Below are 14,583 nucleotides of genomic sequence, written 5' to 3' on the forward strand. Positions count from 1 at the left end.
GTGGAGCACAAAATACCGTGCGTGGGGGGACGGCTGGTGTAATATCCGCCGTTGCCCCTGGTCCGTCGGCAACAAGACAAAGAGTTCAGGCATGTCCGCTGCACCTACCTATCGCCGTGTGCTGATCAAGCTGTCCGGCGAAGGGCTAATGGGCGAGCGCGAGTATGGCCTGGATCCCAAGATGCTGGGCGCGATCGCGCGCGAGATCAGCACCGTGCACGCCATGGGCGTCGAGGTGTGCATCGTGATCGGCGGCGGCAACATCTTCCGGGGCGTGGCCGGAGCAGCCAGCGGCATGGAGCGGGCCAGCGCCGACTACATGGGCATGCTGGCCACGGTGATCAATTCGCTCGCCCTGCAGAGCGCGCTGGAGAAGACCGGCCTGCACACCCGCGTCCTCTCGGCCATCCCGATGACCACCGTCTGCGAGCCCTATATCCGCCGCCGCGCGGTGCGTCATATGGAGAAGGGCCGCATCGTGATCTTCGCCGCCGGCACCGGCAACCCGTTCTTCACCACCGACACCGCCGCCGCCCTGCGCGCGGCCGAGATGGGCGTGGGGGCCATGATGAAGGCCACCCAGGTCGATGGCGTCTATTCCGCCGACCCCCTCAAGCATCCGGACGCCGAGCGCTACGACCGGCTGACCTACATGGATGTCCTTTCCCGTGACCTGCAGGTGATGGACGCGTCGGCCATCTCGCTGGCGCGTGAGAACCGTATCCCGATCGTCGTGTTCGACCTGCATCGCGCCGGTAGCCTGGCCGAGGTCATGCGTGGCGAAGGTACATTCACCATCATCAGTGATGACAAGGAGTGATGGTCATGGCCGCTGCCGACCTCAAGGAATTTGAGAAGCGCATGCAGGGCGCGATCGATGCGCTCAAGAAGGAATTTGCCGGCTTGCGCACGGGGCGCGCCTCGGTGAGCCTGCTCGATCCGGTGGTGGTCGAGGCCTACGGCCAGCGTCTGCCGCTCAACCAGTGCGGCACCGCCAGCGCGCCCGAGCCGCGGCTGCTGTCGGTCCAGGTCTGGGACAAGGGGCTGGTCGTCGCGGTGCAGAAGGCGATCCGCGAAGCCGGCCTGGGCCTCAACCCCTCGGCCGACGGCACGCTGGTGCGGGTGCCGATCCCCGAGCTGAACGAGGAGCGGCGCAAGGAGCTGACCAAAGTCGCCCACAAATACGCCGAGCAGGCGCGGGTGGCGGTGCGCAACGTCCGCCGCGACGGCATGGAAGACCTGAAGAAGGCGGAGAAGGACAAGTCCATCTCCCAGGACGAGCATCGCCGTCTGCACGAGGAGGTCCAGAAGATGACCGACCGGTTCGTCAAGATCGCGGACGAGACGCTGGCCTCCAAGGAAAAGGAGATCATGACGGTCTGAGGCGCCTCTTCCGTCCGCCTGCCGGCAATGTCGACGCTCGCCGCGCCCATTCCCATGCCCGCCGGGATGCCGGAGGGGCCGCGCCATGTCGCCATCATCATGGACGGCAACGGGCGCTGGGCCAAGGCGCGGGGCATGCCGCGTACGGCGGGCCATCGGCGCGGCGTCGAGACCGTGCGCGCCACCGTGCGCGCCGCCGGCGAGCTTGGCATCGAGTACCTTACGCTGTTCGGCTTCTCGACCGAGAACTGGAAGCGGCCGCTCGATGAGGTCAACTTCCTGATGGGGTTGCTGCGGCAGTACCTGCGCGCCGAGCTCGAGACCCTGGCCAAGGAGGGGGCGCGGCTGCGCGTCGTCGGCGACCGTGACGGGCTGGCGGCGGACATCGTCGACATGATCAAGACCGCCGAGGAGCGCACGCGGGCCAACGCCCGCATCCATGTCTCGATCGCGCTGAACTACGGCGGGCGCGCCGACATCGTGCAGGCGGCGCAGCGCCTGGCCACGGCGGTGGCGCAGGGCAAGCTGGCGCCCGCGGCGATCGACGAGGACATGCTCGAGGGCTGTCTGCTGACGCGCGACCTGCCGGAGCTGGATATGTTGATCCGCACCGGCGGCGAGCAGCGCATCAGCAATTTCCTGCTCTGGCAGTCGGCCTACACCGAGCTCGTCTTCACCAACGCCCTTTGGCCCGACTTCAGCAAGGCCGACCTCGAGCACGCCATTGCCGAATTCCGGCGGCGGGAACGTCGCTATGGCGCCGTCGCCGGCTGAGGCGCCGCGCGCCGGCCGCTTCCGTGATCTGGCGGTACGGGTGGGCTCGGCGGCGGTCATGGCGCCGCTGGCCATCGCTGCCGTCTGGTACGATTTTCCCTGGTTCGATCTGCTGGTGGCGCTGGCGACTGTGCTGATGGTGGCCGAGTGGCGGCGGATGGCAGGCGGCAGGCGGCGCCCCGGCTGGCTCCTGTTCGGCTATGCCTACATCGCGCTGGCGGTCCTCGCCGCACTGTGGCTGCGCCATGACGCCCAGTTCGGCCTGATGACGTTCCTGTGGCTGCTGGCGGCCGTCTGGGCGACCGATGTCTTCGCCTTCTTCACAGGCCGCAGCCTGGGCGGGCCCAGGCTGGCGCCGACCGTCAGCCCGAGCAAGACTTGGTCCGGGCTGGCCGGCGGCGTGCTTGCGGCCGCCCTGGTCAGCGTCGCCTTCATGGCCTGGAGCGCCGCCTCCGGGTTGTGGCTGGCGCTCTGGGGGGCGTTGATCGCGATCGTCGCCCAGCTGGGCGATCTCGCCGAATCGGCGGCAAAGAGGCATTTCGGCCTCAAGGACAGTGGCCGACTCATACCGGGCCATGGTGGTATTCTGGATCGGGTGGATGGCCTGCTCGCTGGGCTGCTGTTTCTCGCGGCAGTCCGCTTGCTGGGCGGCGGAGCGACACCATGGAATTGACGATGGAGCTGACACGACCGGCGACCGCCCAGGGGGCCCGCTGTGTGACGATCCTGGGATCGACGGGGTCGGTCGGTCGCAACACGGTCGACCTGATCATGCGCGCGCCCGGCCGCTTCGACGTCGAGGCTCTGACGGCGAACCGCAATGTCGCCCTTCTCGCGCAGCAGGCGCGGCAATTGCAGGCGCGCCTTGCGGTCGTGGCGGATGAGTCCTGCTACGGCGCCCTCAAGCAGGCGCTGGCCGGCAGCGGCATCGAGGCGGCCGCGGGCGCGTCGGGCCTGAGCGAAGCCGGCGAGCGGCCGGCCGACTGGGTGATGGCGGCGATCGTCGGCTTCGCCGGCCTGCCGCCGACCCTGGCGGCGGCAAGGCGCGGCGCCGCCGTGGCGCTGGCCAACAAGGAAGCGCTGGTCTGCGCCGGCGCCGTGCTGCTGGATGCCGTGCGCGGCAGCGGTGCCCGGCTCCTGCCGGTCGACAGCGAGCACAACGCCATCTTCCAGTGCCTGGACGAAGCCAACCGCAGCGCCGTGGAGCGGCTGATCCTGACCGCCTCGGGCGGCCCGTTCCGCACCTGGACCCTGGAGCAGATGGAGACGGCGACCCCGGCCCAGGCGGTGGCTCACCCCAACTGGGACATGGGCGCCAAGATCTCGGTCGACTCAGCCACCATGATGAACAAGGGCCTGGAGCTGATCGAGGCCCACCACCTGTTCGACCTGCCGGCCGAGCGCATCAACATCGTGGTGCACCCGCAGTCGGTCATCCACTCGATGGTCGAGTACACCGATGGCTCCGTGCTGGCGCAGCTCGGCGACAAGGACATGCGCGTGCCTATCGCCCATGCGCTGGCGTGGCCGCGGCGCATGAAGACGCCGGTCGCGCGCCTCGACTTCGCCAAATTGTCGGCGCTCACATTCGAGGCGCCGGATCCTGCGCGCTTCCCGGCGTTGCGACTCGCGCGAGAGGCTCTCCAAGTGGGCGGAAGTCAGGCCATTATTCTTAATTCGGCCAATGAGATAGCGGTAGAATCTTACCTTAAATCTCAAATTTCGTTCCTGGACATCATGCGGATCGTGACCGACGTGGTCGAACGGGTGGGCGGCCGCTTCGGCGCCGCGGCGCCGTCCAGCGTCGATGAGATCTGCGCTGTCGACGAGCAGGCCCGGGCTGAGGCCCGGCGGCTGTGCGCGCAGCGCGCCACGGCAGGCTGAAGAACGGAGAACACCGTCCCATGGACTTCATCGGGTTCTTCACCAACAACATCATCCTGACCCTGCTGGTCATCACCGTCCTGGTGTTCGTCCATGAGTGGGGACACTACTGGATCGGCGTGCGCAACGGCGTGCATGCCGAGGTGTTCTCGATCGGGTTCGGGCCGGAGCTGTGGGGCTGGACCAGCCGCAAGACCGGCACGCGCTGGCGGATCTCGGCGCTGCCGCTGGGCGGCTACGTCAAGTTCCTGGGCGACAGCAACCCGGCCAGCGTCGGCGGCGACGATGGCCTGACCGGTGAGCAGCGCAAGCGCGCCTTCCACACCCAGAGCCTCGGCGTGCGCGCCGCTGTCGTTGTCGCCGGTCCGGCCGCGAACCTGATCTTCGCGATCGTGCTGATGGCCGGCCTGCTGATGACCTATGGCCAGCCCTACACGCCGCCGACCGTGGTCGTGACCGAGCCGCAGGGCGCGGCGGCCAAGGCCGGCCTGCGCAGCGGCGACACCGTGGTTTCGATCGGCGGCCGCTCGGTCGAGAGCTTCGAGGACATTCTGTCGATCGTGCAGCTGAACCCGGGGATCACCATCCCGGTCACGCTGACGCGCGATGGCCAGACCCAGACAACGATGGTGACGCCGGCGCCCATCGACTTCAAGGACCGCTTCGGCAACATCCATCGCCTGGGTGACCTGGGCGTGTCGAACGTCAATGCCCTGCCGGTGATCGGCCGGGTGGTGCCGGGCAGCGCCGCCGAGCGCGCCGGCCTCAAGGCCGGCGATCGGATCCTTGAGATCGAAAGCGCGCCGATCGACAATTTTGGTCAGATCCAAAGATTCATCCGCGAGCGGCCCAATCAGCCCACCGCCATCAAGGTCGAGCGCGGGGGCGCCGTGATCGACGTCACGGCGACGCCGGCGCCGGAGGAGGTGCGTGGCGCCGACGGCAAGCCGCGCTTCGAGGGTCGCCTCGGGTTTGCCAGCGGCTCGGTCTCAGTCGTGCGCAAGATGGGCCCGCTGGACGCCACGGTCGAGGCGACAGCGCAGGTCTGGCACATGTCGGGCACCATCTACACGGTGATCCGGCAGATCGTGCTCGGGCTGCGGCCGGCCAATGAGATCGGCGGCCCGATCCGCATCGCCAAGACGGCCGGCGAAGTCTCGCAGATCGGCTGGAGCGCGGTGCTCTACTTCGTGATCGGCCTGTCGGTGACGCTGGGCATATTCAATCTCCTGCCGATCCCCATGCTCGATGGCGGCCATCTGCTGTTCTATGCCATCGAGTGGATCCGGGGCCGGCCGCTGTCGGCGCGGGCCCAGGATATCGGCTTCCGGATCGGGCTCGCGGCCATGGGCGGCCTGATGGTGTTCGCGACCTTCAACGATATCTCGTTGCTGATTGGGCGCATCCTACCGCTATGAGTAGTAGTATGAGTTCGAATAGAGGGTGGAATGAGCGTCCGCTGTCGGCTAAACAGGAAGCCTGTCAGATCGAAAACGACCCCGACGGGGCAGGGGGAGCTTTGTTGCGTCTGAAACGCTTTATGGGCGTCATCGCCCTTTGTGCCGCCTGCGCCGTCGCTGCCGCCCCACCGGCAGTGGCCCAGCGTGGCGGAGTCATCACGAGCATCGTGGTCCAGGGTAACAGCCGCGTCGAGCTGGAGACCATCCGCTCGTACATCGCGTTGCGCGAAGGCCAGCCGTACGACCCGGAAGCCGCCGACCGGTCGCTCAAGGCCCTGTTCGGCACAGGTCTGTTCAGCGATGTCGTGCTGCAGCAGGATGGCTCCAGGCTGGTCGTCAAGGTGGTCGAGAACCCGATCATCAACCGCGTCGCTTTCGAAGGTAACAAGAAGCTCGACGACGAACAGCTCAAGCAGGAGATCCAGACCAAGCCGCGCACGGTCTTCACGCAGGCCAAGGTGCAGTCGGACGTCAGCCGCTTGGTCGAGGTCTATCGCCGCGCCGGCAAGTTCAACGCCCGCATCGAGCCCAAGGTCATCAAGCTCGACCAGAACCGCGTCGACCTCGTCTTCGAGATCGACGAAGGCGCCACGACCGGCATCCGCCGCATCACGTTCGTCGGCAACGAGCATTTCAGCGACGGCACGCTGCGCGAGAAGATCCGCACCACCGAGTCGGCGTGGTATCGCCTCTTCACGTCCGACGACCGCTACGATCCCGACCGCCTGAACTACGACAAGGAGCTGCTGCGCAAGTTCTACCTCTCGGAGGGCTATGCCGACTTCCGTGTCGTGTCGGCCGTCGCCGAGCTGGCACCGGACCGCGACGGCTTCTACGTCACCTTCACGATCGCGGAAGGCGATCGCTACAAGTTCGGCAAGATCGACGTCACGACGCGCTTCGAAGGGCTGGATGTCGAGGCGGCGAAGGCGCTGGTCACGACCCGGGAAGGCGACTGGTATGACGCCGACCAGGTGGAGAAGACGATCACCGCCATCGCCGAGGCCGTCGGCACCCTGGGCTACGCCTTCGTCGACGTGCGGCCCAACATCCGGCGCAACAAGGACACCCTGACGATCGATGTCGACTACGACATCCAGGAGGGGCCGCGGGTCTACGTCGAGCGCATCAACATCACCGGCAACACGCGCACCCTGGACAAGGTCATCCGCCGCGAGTTCCGCCTGGGCGAGGGCGACGCGTTCAACACCGCCAAGCTGCGCCGCTCGCAGCAGCGCCTGCAGAACCTGGGCTTCTTCGAGAAGGTCGACGTCTCCAACCAGCCGGGATCGGCGGCGGACAAGACCATCATCGAGGTCAATGTCGTCGAGCAGAGCACGGGCGAGATCTCGATTGGCGCCGGCTACTCGACATCCTCGGGCATCCTGGGCGACATCTCGGTACGTGAGCGCAACCTGCTCGGCCGCGGCCAGGACCTGCGCCTCGGCCTGTCGCTGGGCACCAAGAGCACGCAGATCGACCTTGGCTTCACCGAGCCTTATTTCCTCGACCGCAACGTCTCGGCGGGCTTCGATATCTTTCGCATCACCCGCGACAACCAGAAGACCAGCTCCTACGACGAGAGCACGCTGGGCTTCGCGCTGCGCGCCGGATGGAGCATCTCCGAGAATACACGCCAGAGCGTGAAGTACACGTTGCGGCGCGACGTCATCAAGAACGTCGGCGACAACGCCTCGCCCCTGATCAAGGCGCAGGAAGGCAAGACCTGGACGTCCGAGATCGGCACGGTGGTGGCCTGGGATACGCGCGACAACCGCTTGAATCCCACCAAAGGCTGGGTCCTGCGCTATGCGCTGGACATTGGCGGCCTGGGCGGCACCGAGCACTACGTACGCAACCGGATCGAGGGCCAGTGGTACTATGAAGTCTTCAGCGAGGTCGTGCTCTCGCTGCAGGCCCAGGGCGGCGTCGTGCAGCCGATCAATGACGATCTGAAGATCGCCAACCGCTACTTCCTCGGCGGCGACAACTTCCGCGGGTTCCGCACGGGCGGCGTCGGCCCGCATAGCGGTGGCGACGCGCTGGGCGGCAAGTACTATTATGTCGGGACCGCCGAGCTCAGCTTCCCCATCGGGTTGCCGCGCGAGCTCGGGATCCTGGGTAAGGCCTTCGTCGATGCCGGCAGCCTGTGGGGCGCGGAGGAGAAGGATCCTTCCGTGCAGGACTCCAGCGCGCTGCGCGTGTCGGCGGGCATCGGGCTGCAGTGGGTCTCGCCGTTCGGGCCGATCCGCATCGACTACGGTATTCCGATCCAGAAAGAGAAGTTCGACAAGACGGAGAGGTTCCGGTTTAGCTTCGGCACCCGACTGTAGCGGTCCCGGGTCAAAGCTCCTGGATGCAGACATGAGCGCAACAGAAACAAAGGCAGCTGAAGGCATGACCATCGACACGCTCGAGGTCCGCCGCATCATGGAGATGATTCCGCATCGCTACCCGATGCTCCTGGTCGATCGGGTCATCAACCTGCGGCTGGGCGAGGGCGCGATCGGGATCAAGAACGTCTCGATCAACGAGCCGTTCTTCCAAGGCCATTTCCCGACCGAGCCGGTCATGCCGGGCGTCCTGATCGTCGAGTCCATGGCCCAGACCGCCGGCGTCGTGGTGGTCGCGACGATGGGCGCCGATGCCGAAGGCAAGCTCGTCTACTTCATGTCGATCGATGGCGCGCGCTTCCGCCGCCCCGTGGTGCCGGGCGATCGTGTCGAAGTGCATGTCCAGAAGCTGCAGAGCCGACAGAACGTCTGGAAGTTCTCCGGCAAGGCGATCGTCGATGGCAACATCGCCGCCGAGGCGACCTTTGCCGCGATGATCCGCGGGCGCTGAACCGCGCTTCTATCTGATCAGGGCCACCAGGACCGCGACGCCTGCCAGCACCAGCAGCAGGCGGACGAGAAGGCGTGCGCTACGCGCATAGGCCGGCCCGTTGTCGTTGGCCGGCGCCGGGACCCGCACCACGGTCGACCGGCGGAAACCATCCTGCCGGCGGCCGTCGCCGCCGGCAGGACCCTTGGAACGAGGCTTGTTGGCGCTCATCGCCCGCCCGCCCGTGGCCCGGGCCCGGGTCATTTACGGGCGTGAATGGGCACGTAGGGGCGTTCCGTGAGGCCGGTGTAGAGCTGCCGCGGGCGGCCGATCTTGGATTGCGGATCCTCGATCATCTCGCGCCACTGGGCGATCCAGCCGGTGGTGCGGGCGACCGCGAACAGCACGGTGAACATGGTGACGGGGATGCCGATCGCCCGGAAGATGATGCCCGAGTAGAAGTCGACGTTGGGGTAGAGCTTCTTGGAGACGAAGTAGTCGTCCTTGAGCGCGATCTGCTCCATCTCCATGGCCAGGTCGAGCAGCGGGTCGCCCTTGATGCCCAGCGAGGCCAGCACCTCGTGGCAGGTCTTGCGCATCACCGTGGCGCGCGGGTCGTAGTTCTTGTAGACGCGATGGCCAAAGCCCATCAGCCGGGTGTGGTCGTTCTTGTCCTTCACCCGCGACAGGAACGCCGGGATGTTCTTCTTGTCACCGATGTGCTGCAGCATGTTGAGCACGGCCTCGTTGGCGCCGCCGTGGCTGGGCCCCCACAGCGAGGCGATGCCGGCGGCGATGCAGGCGAACGGATTGGCGCCCGACGAGCCGGCCAGGCGCACCGTCGAGGTCGAGGCGTTCTGCTCGTGGTCGGCATGCAGCATCAGGATCCGGTCCATCGCCTTCTCGATGACCGGGTTCATCACGTATTCCTCGGCCGGTACGCCGAACATCATGCGCAGGAAGTTGCCGGCGTAGCTGAGGTTGTTCTGCGGATACATGAAGGGCTGGCCGACCGAGTACTTGTAGGCCATCGCGGCGATGGTCGGCATCTTGGCGATCAGCCGATGCGAGGCGATCATCCGCTGCTGCGGGTCATTGATATCCAGCGAGTCGTGATAGAAGGCCGACAGCGCGCCCACGACGCCGCAGCAGACGGCCATGGGATGCGCGTCGCGGCGGAAGCCGCGATAGAAGGTCGTGATCTGCTCGTGCACCATCGTGTGCCGGCTGATCGTGTGGATGAACTCGGCCTTCTCGTCGGCCGTCGGCAGCTCGCCGTTGAGCAGCAGGTAGGCCACCTCCATGAAGTCGCTGCGCTCGGCCAGATCGGCGATGTTGTAGCCGCGATGCAGCAGGATGCCCTGGTCGCCGTCGATATACGTGATCTTCGATTCGCACGAGCCGGTCGACGTGAAACCCGGGTCGTAGGTGAACATGCCGGTGTCACCGTAGAGCTTCCGTACGTCGATGACATCCGGGCCCGTCGAGCCGGCGAGAACCGGGAACTTCCAGTTCTTGCCGCTCGTATCATCGGTAAGCGTAACGGACCTGTTGCTGCTCATGGCGTCACCTGCTGTGCAATACCGGCCTTGGCGCGGCACAGGGATTGGCTCCCCCGACCATCGTCGGAACGCATCCGTTTCCCCGCATCGCCCCGGAAATCGTCAGCACCCTAACAAGCCCGTTCGGCGGGCGCAATTCTGTCAGGCGTGCTGACACGCTCGACGCGTCAGGCCGCCGCCTGACGCAGCCGCGACAGCGATTCCTCGCGTCCCAGGATCGCCAGCACCTCGAAGATCCCTGGCGAAACCGTTGAGCCGGTCAGGGCCACGCGCAGCGGCTGCGCGACCTGGCCGAGCTTGACGCCGTTGCGCTCGGCGTAGGATTTGATCGCCGCTTCCAGATCGGGCTCGGCCCACGAGGCCGGCTCCAGCGCCCCGGCGGCACCCGCCAGCAGCGCCTTGGCATCCTTCGTCAGGATCGCGGCAGCCTTCTCGTCGGGCGCTGGCGCGCCGGTGCGCGCATAGAACGCGAGCCCGGCCACGAGCTCGACAAGGGTCCGCGAGCGCTGCTTGACACCGCTCATGCCGCGCGTGACCCGATCGCGGGCCGTGTCGCTGAGCGCGCCGCCGACAGCCGCCTCGATGGCCGGCAGCACCAGCGGCAGCAGCTCGGCATCCGGCGTCTCGCGCAGATAATGCGCATTGAGGTTCGTCAGCTTGGCGAAATCGAAGCGCGCGGGCGAGGGGCCGACATGCTCGAGGTCGAACCAGGCGACGGCCTGCTCGGTCGAGATGATCTCGTCGTCGCCGTGGCTCCAGCCCAGGCGCAGCAGATAGTTGCGCAGCGCCGCCGGCAGGAAGCCCATGTCGCGGTAGGCGTCGACGCCCAGGGCGCCGTGCCGCTTGGACAGCTTGGCGCCGTCCGGCCCGTGGATCAGCGGCAGGTGCGCGAATTCCGGCACCGGCCAACCCAGCGCCTCGTAGAGCTGCACCTGGCGGAAGGTGTTGGTGTGGTGATCGGCGCCGCGGATCACATGTGTGATGCCCATGTCGTGGTCGTCGACCACCACCGACAGCATGTAGACCGGCGTGCCGTCCGAGCGCAGCAGGACCATGTCGTCGAGCTGGTTGTTCTGCAGCGTGACCGATCCCAGGACGCGATCCACGATCGTGCGCTCGCCGCTCTGCGGCGCCTTGAGCCGGACCACCGGCTTCACGCCCGGCGGCGCCTCCTTGGGGTCGCGGTCGCGCCAGCGGCCGTCGTAGCGCATAGGCCGGCTCTCGCGCCGTGCCTGCTCACGCATCTGCTCGAGCTCCTCGGGCGAGGCGTAGCAACGATAGGCTTTGCCCTCCGCCAGAAGCTGGTGGGCGATCTCGGCGTGACGCGCGGCGCGGTCGAACTGGTGGACGACGTCGCCGTCCCAATCGAGGCCAAGCCAGGAGAGCCCGTCCACGATCGCGTCGATCGCCGCCTTGGTCGATCGCTGCCGGTCAGTATCTTCGATCCGCAGCAGGTACGTGCCGCCGTGGTGGCGGGCGTAGAGCCAGTTGAACAGCGCCGTGCGGGCGCCGCCGATATGCAGGAAGCCCGTGGGCGAAGGAGCGAAGCGGGTAACGACAGTCATGGGTCCAGGCGGTTGTCGGGGCACGCAAAACATCGTGGCTTGCGCCATGTCGGCCCCGCTTTGGTCACAAAGGGCGGGGTAGCATAAGAATCGCGCCCTGTCAGTCAAACCGCCGGCATGGCGCCAGGGGGGCTGCTTCAGCACGGTCGTGGGGATCGTCGATATCGCGGCATCGCCGTCGCCCGGGCCCGTGGCCGGACTCCCGGCGCGCGCGCTTGCCGTCATGCGGCGGCGCCTGGAAGCCGAGCGAGAGCGCTGGGTCTTGTGGTTGCCGGTGCTGCTGGGCAGCGGCATCGCCCTGTACTTCGAGCTGCCGGTCGAGCCCCCGCAATGGGTAGGCGTCGCCATCGTCGGCCTCGGCGTCCTGCTGGCATGGTCGGCCATGGCCGGCATGCCGGTCAGGCCGTTGGCGCTTGCCGTCATCGCCTTCGGCGCCGGCTTCGGCGTGGCGACATGGCGCACCGCGCAGATGGCGGCGCCGGTGCTGGCCCGCGCCTATGGACCGGCGGCGGTGGAAGGCCGGGTGGTGGAGGTCACGCTGCTGCCGGGCGGCCGGCGCCTGGTGCTCGACGATGTCGTGCTGCGCGGCCTGCGGCGCGAGGAGACGCCGGCGCGGGTGCGCGTGTCGCTGACCCGGGGCGGTGGCGAGCGCCTGGCCACGGGCGATCGCATCACCCTGGTCGCGGCCCTGTCGCCGCCGCCCGGCCCGGCGGCGCCCGGCGCCTTCGACTTCCAGCGTTTCGCCTGGTTCGCGCGCATCGGGGCGGTCGGCTACGCCGTGGGCAGGCCCACAATCATCCAGGCGGGGCAGCCGTCGGGCATCATCATGTGGATCGACGAGCTGCGCCGCCGGCTATCGGCGCGGCTCGTGGCGGTGCTGCCGGGCGATGCCGGTGCCCTGGCAGCGGCGCTGGTCGCGGGCGATCAGAGCGGCATTTCCAAGGACACGATGCAGGCCATGCGCGACTCGGGCCTGGCGCACCTGCTGTCGATCTCGGGCCTGCATATCAGCTTCGCGGCGCTGCTGGTGATGGGGCTGGTGCGCTACGGCCTGGCCGCCGTGCCACGCCTGGCGCTGCGCTATCCGATCAAGAAGTGGGCGGCGCTGGCCGGCGTGCTCGGCGCGTTGTTCTACACGATGCTGGCCGGCGCGCCGGTGCCCGCCCAGCGGTCGTTCCTGATGCTGGCCATCGTGCTGCTGGCGGTCCTGACAGACCGCACGGCGCTGACGATGCGCCTGGTCTGCTGGGCCGCGGTGGTGATCCTGCTGCTGCTGCCGGAGAGCCTGGTCGGCGCCAGCTTCCAGTTGTCGTTCGCGGCCGTCGTCGGCCTGGTCGCGGCCTGGGAAGCCTGGCGGCCATGGCAGGTCCGCCGCGAGGCAGGGCAGGCGCCGACTTTCCCGGGGCGCGTCGGTGGCTATGTGGCGGCCTCGCTGTTCACCACCCTGGTCGCCAGCATCGCCACGGCGGGGTTCTCGGCCTACCACTTCAACCGGCTCAGCCTGGTCGGGATCCTGGCCAACCTCCTCGCCGTGCCGCTGACCGGGATTTGGGTCATGCCCTGGGGGCTGGCGGCGCTCCTGCTGCTGCCGTTCGGTGGCGAGGCCCTGGCGCTGGTGCCGATGGGCTGGGGCATCGACGCCATCATGTGGGTGGCGCGCGAGGCCGCGTCGTGGCCGGCGGCCGCGACGATGACACCGGCGATGCCGGGCGCATCGCTGTGGCTGCTGACACTGGGCGGCCTGTGGCTGTGCCTGTGGCGCACGTCGTGGCGCTGGTGGGGGCTGGCGCCCGTGGCCCTGGCGATGGCGCTGGGGCCGCTGCACCGGCCGCCGGACATCCTGGTGAGCGGCGATGCCCGGCTGGTCGGCGTGCGCACGGCCGATGGCGGCATGCTGCTGTCGTCGGGCCGCATCGAGCGTTTCACGGGGGAGAGCTGGGTCCGCCGCGCCGGTGTCGAGCAGGCCGGCCTGTGGCCGGTCGGCACCGAAAGCGCCGACGGCCGGCTGCGCTGCGACGCGCTGGGCTGCATCTACCGCCGTGACGGCCGGCGCATCGCCATCGTCAGCAAGGTCGATGCCCTGGTCGACGATTGCGATGCCGTCGATATGATCCTGTCGCTGGTGCCGGTGCGCCGGCGCTGTCCGGCCGTGCGTCAGGTCGTCGACCGGTTCGACATCTGGCGCAACGGCGCTCACGCAGTCTGGCTGCAGGACGATGGCGACCTGCGGATTGAAAGCACCCGGCAAGCCCGCGGCGAGCGTCCCTGGGTGCCCAAGCCGGAAACGCGGCCGCGGCCGGCCGAAACCGGGAATGATCGGAGAGGATCGCCGGGACGCCGCGAGGAACGTCCGCGCCGCAATCAGAACTTGCGGTAGAGGCCGACCATGCGGCCCTGCACCTTGACCCGGTCCGGTCCGAAGATCCGGGTCTCGTAGCGGGCATTGGCCGGCTCGAGCGCGATCGAGGCACCCTTGCGCCGCAAGCGCTTCAGGGTCGCTTCGGCGTCGTCGATCAGAGCCACCACGATGCTGCCGTTGTCGGCCGTGTCGCCGCTCTTGATGATGGCGATGTCGCCGTCGTTGATCCCGGCCTCGATCATCGAGTCGCCCTCGACCTGGAGGCAGTAGTGCGCGCCCTGGCCCAGCAGCGACACCGGCACGTCGATCGTCGTGGTGTTGTCGCGCAGCGCCTCGATCGGCGTGCCGGCGGCGATCTTGCCGTAAAGCGGCAGCGACAGTGCCGCAGCCTCGTTTGCCGGCACCAGCACGCCCGGCAGGTTGGGGCGGAAATCGCCCTTGATCACCTGCGGCACGAAAGTCGAGCCTGGTTCGCGCATCCCGATATTGGCGGCGGCACGGCCGGCGGCGGGGACGAAGGCTGGATCCGGCATGTGCGGCACGGCCGCCGCTTCCGGCAGCTTCACCACCTGCAAGGCGCGGGCCCGGTGCGGCAGGCGGCGCAGGAAACCGCGCTCCTCCAGGCCGGTGATCAGGCGATGAATGCCCGACTTGGAACGCAACCGCAGCGCTTCTTTCATCTCATCGAATGAAGGCGATACGCCATCTTCGTTGAGCCGCTTGTTGATGAAAACGAGCAACTCATACTGTTTGCGGGTCAGCACGTTGGCCCT

13 protein-coding genes are annotated in these 14,583 nt (G+C 67.8%); 9 read left to right on the plus strand and 4 right to left on the minus strand.

Going from position 1 to position 14,583, the window contains the following annotated elements; genetic code table 11:
* Nucleotides 1-91 precede the first annotated feature (91 nt).
* The 8 genes from pyrH to fabZ all read left to right on the plus strand — a co-directional run bounded on the left by pyrH (nt 92) and on the right by fabZ (nt 8,345).
* On the plus strand, nt 92-820 hold the full coding sequence (gene pyrH / locus FHP25_RS11020) for a UMP kinase (RefSeq protein WP_147846980.1): 729 nt from the start codon (nt 92-94) through the stop codon (nt 818-820).
* Nucleotides 820-1,383: a ribosome recycling factor gene (gene frr, locus FHP25_RS11025; protein WP_231712283.1), complete on the plus strand. Its 564-nt coding sequence runs from the start codon at nt 820-822 to the stop codon at nt 1,381-1,383. Before pyrH ends, frr begins: the two co-directional genes overlap by 1 nt.
* 27 nt (nt 1,384-1,410) lie before the next feature.
* Nucleotides 1,411-2,157, plus strand: coding sequence for an isoprenyl transferase (locus FHP25_RS11030; protein WP_147846982.1), 747 nt, complete (start codon nt 1,411-1,413; stop codon nt 2,155-2,157).
* Nucleotides 2,138-2,830, plus strand: coding sequence for a phosphatidate cytidylyltransferase (locus tag FHP25_RS11035; protein WP_147846983.1), 693 nt, complete (start codon nt 2,138-2,140; stop codon nt 2,828-2,830). Before FHP25_RS11030 ends, FHP25_RS11035 begins: the two co-directional genes overlap by 20 nt.
* A complete protein-coding gene (locus FHP25_RS11040; protein ID WP_231712284.1) occupies nt 2,821-4,041 on the plus strand; it encodes a 1-deoxy-D-xylulose-5-phosphate reductoisomerase in 1,221 nt (406 codons plus the stop codon). Before FHP25_RS11035 ends, FHP25_RS11040 begins: the two co-directional genes overlap by 10 nt.
* A 20-nt stretch (nt 4,042-4,061) precedes the next feature.
* Nucleotides 4,062-5,459 (plus strand): RIP metalloprotease RseP, encoded by a 1,398-nt coding sequence (rseP, locus tag FHP25_RS11045; RefSeq protein WP_147846984.1) that lies wholly within the window; start codon nt 4,062-4,064, stop codon nt 5,457-5,459.
* 104 nt (nt 5,460-5,563) lie between these two features.
* A complete protein-coding gene (gene bamA / locus FHP25_RS11050) occupies nt 5,564-7,834 on the plus strand; it encodes an outer membrane protein assembly factor BamA (RefSeq protein ID WP_231712285.1) in 2,271 nt (756 codons plus the stop codon).
* A 31-nt stretch (nt 7,835-7,865) separates the two neighbouring features.
* The gene (gene fabZ / locus FHP25_RS11055; RefSeq protein WP_147846985.1) at nt 7,866-8,345 is read left to right on the plus strand and encodes a 3-hydroxyacyl-ACP dehydratase FabZ; all 480 of its coding nucleotides are present in this window, start codon (nt 7,866-7,868) and stop codon (nt 8,343-8,345) included.
* Nucleotides 8,346-8,354: 9 nt separating this feature from the next.
* Here the strand turns inward: fabZ and FHP25_RS11060 are convergent, their stop codons facing one another.
* The 3 genes from FHP25_RS11060 to gltX all read right to left on the minus strand — a co-directional run bounded on the left by FHP25_RS11060 (nt 8,355) and on the right by gltX (nt 11,451).
* Nucleotides 8,355-8,555, minus strand: coding sequence for a hypothetical protein (locus FHP25_RS11060; RefSeq protein WP_147846986.1), 201 nt, complete (start codon nt 8,553-8,555; stop codon nt 8,355-8,357).
* 29 nt (nt 8,556-8,584) lie between these two features.
* On the minus strand, nt 8,585-9,886 hold the full coding sequence (gltA, locus tag FHP25_RS11065) for a citrate synthase (protein WP_147846987.1): 1,302 nt from the start codon (nt 9,884-9,886) through the stop codon (nt 8,585-8,587).
* A gap of 167 nt (nt 9,887-10,053) precedes the next feature.
* Complete coding sequence (gene gltX / locus FHP25_RS11070; RefSeq protein WP_147846988.1) at nt 10,054-11,451, minus strand: glutamate--tRNA ligase; 1,398 nt, start codon at nt 11,449-11,451, stop codon at nt 10,054-10,056.
* Nucleotides 11,452-11,599: 148 nt separating this feature from the next.
* Between gltX and FHP25_RS11075 the strand changes: the two genes are divergently transcribed.
* Nucleotides 11,600-13,828 carry a ComEC/Rec2 family competence protein gene (locus tag FHP25_RS11075; protein WP_178133457.1) on the plus strand — a complete coding sequence of 743 codons (2,229 nt, stop codon included), beginning with the start codon at nt 11,600-11,602 and terminating at the stop codon, nt 13,826-13,828.
* Here FHP25_RS11075 and FHP25_RS11080 read toward each other — a convergent pair.
* Entirely contained in the window at nt 13,813-14,574 is a 762-nt protein-coding gene (locus FHP25_RS11080; RefSeq protein WP_147846990.1) for a LexA family protein, read from the minus strand. The two genes, FHP25_RS11075 and FHP25_RS11080, sit on opposite strands and share 16 nt — an antisense overlap.
* Nucleotides 14,575-14,583 lie beyond the last annotated feature (9 nt).

Source organism: Vineibacter terrae (assembly GCF_008039615.1).
GTDB classification, from domain to species: Bacteria; Pseudomonadota; Alphaproteobacteria; order Reyranellales; family Reyranellaceae; genus Vineibacter; species Vineibacter terrae.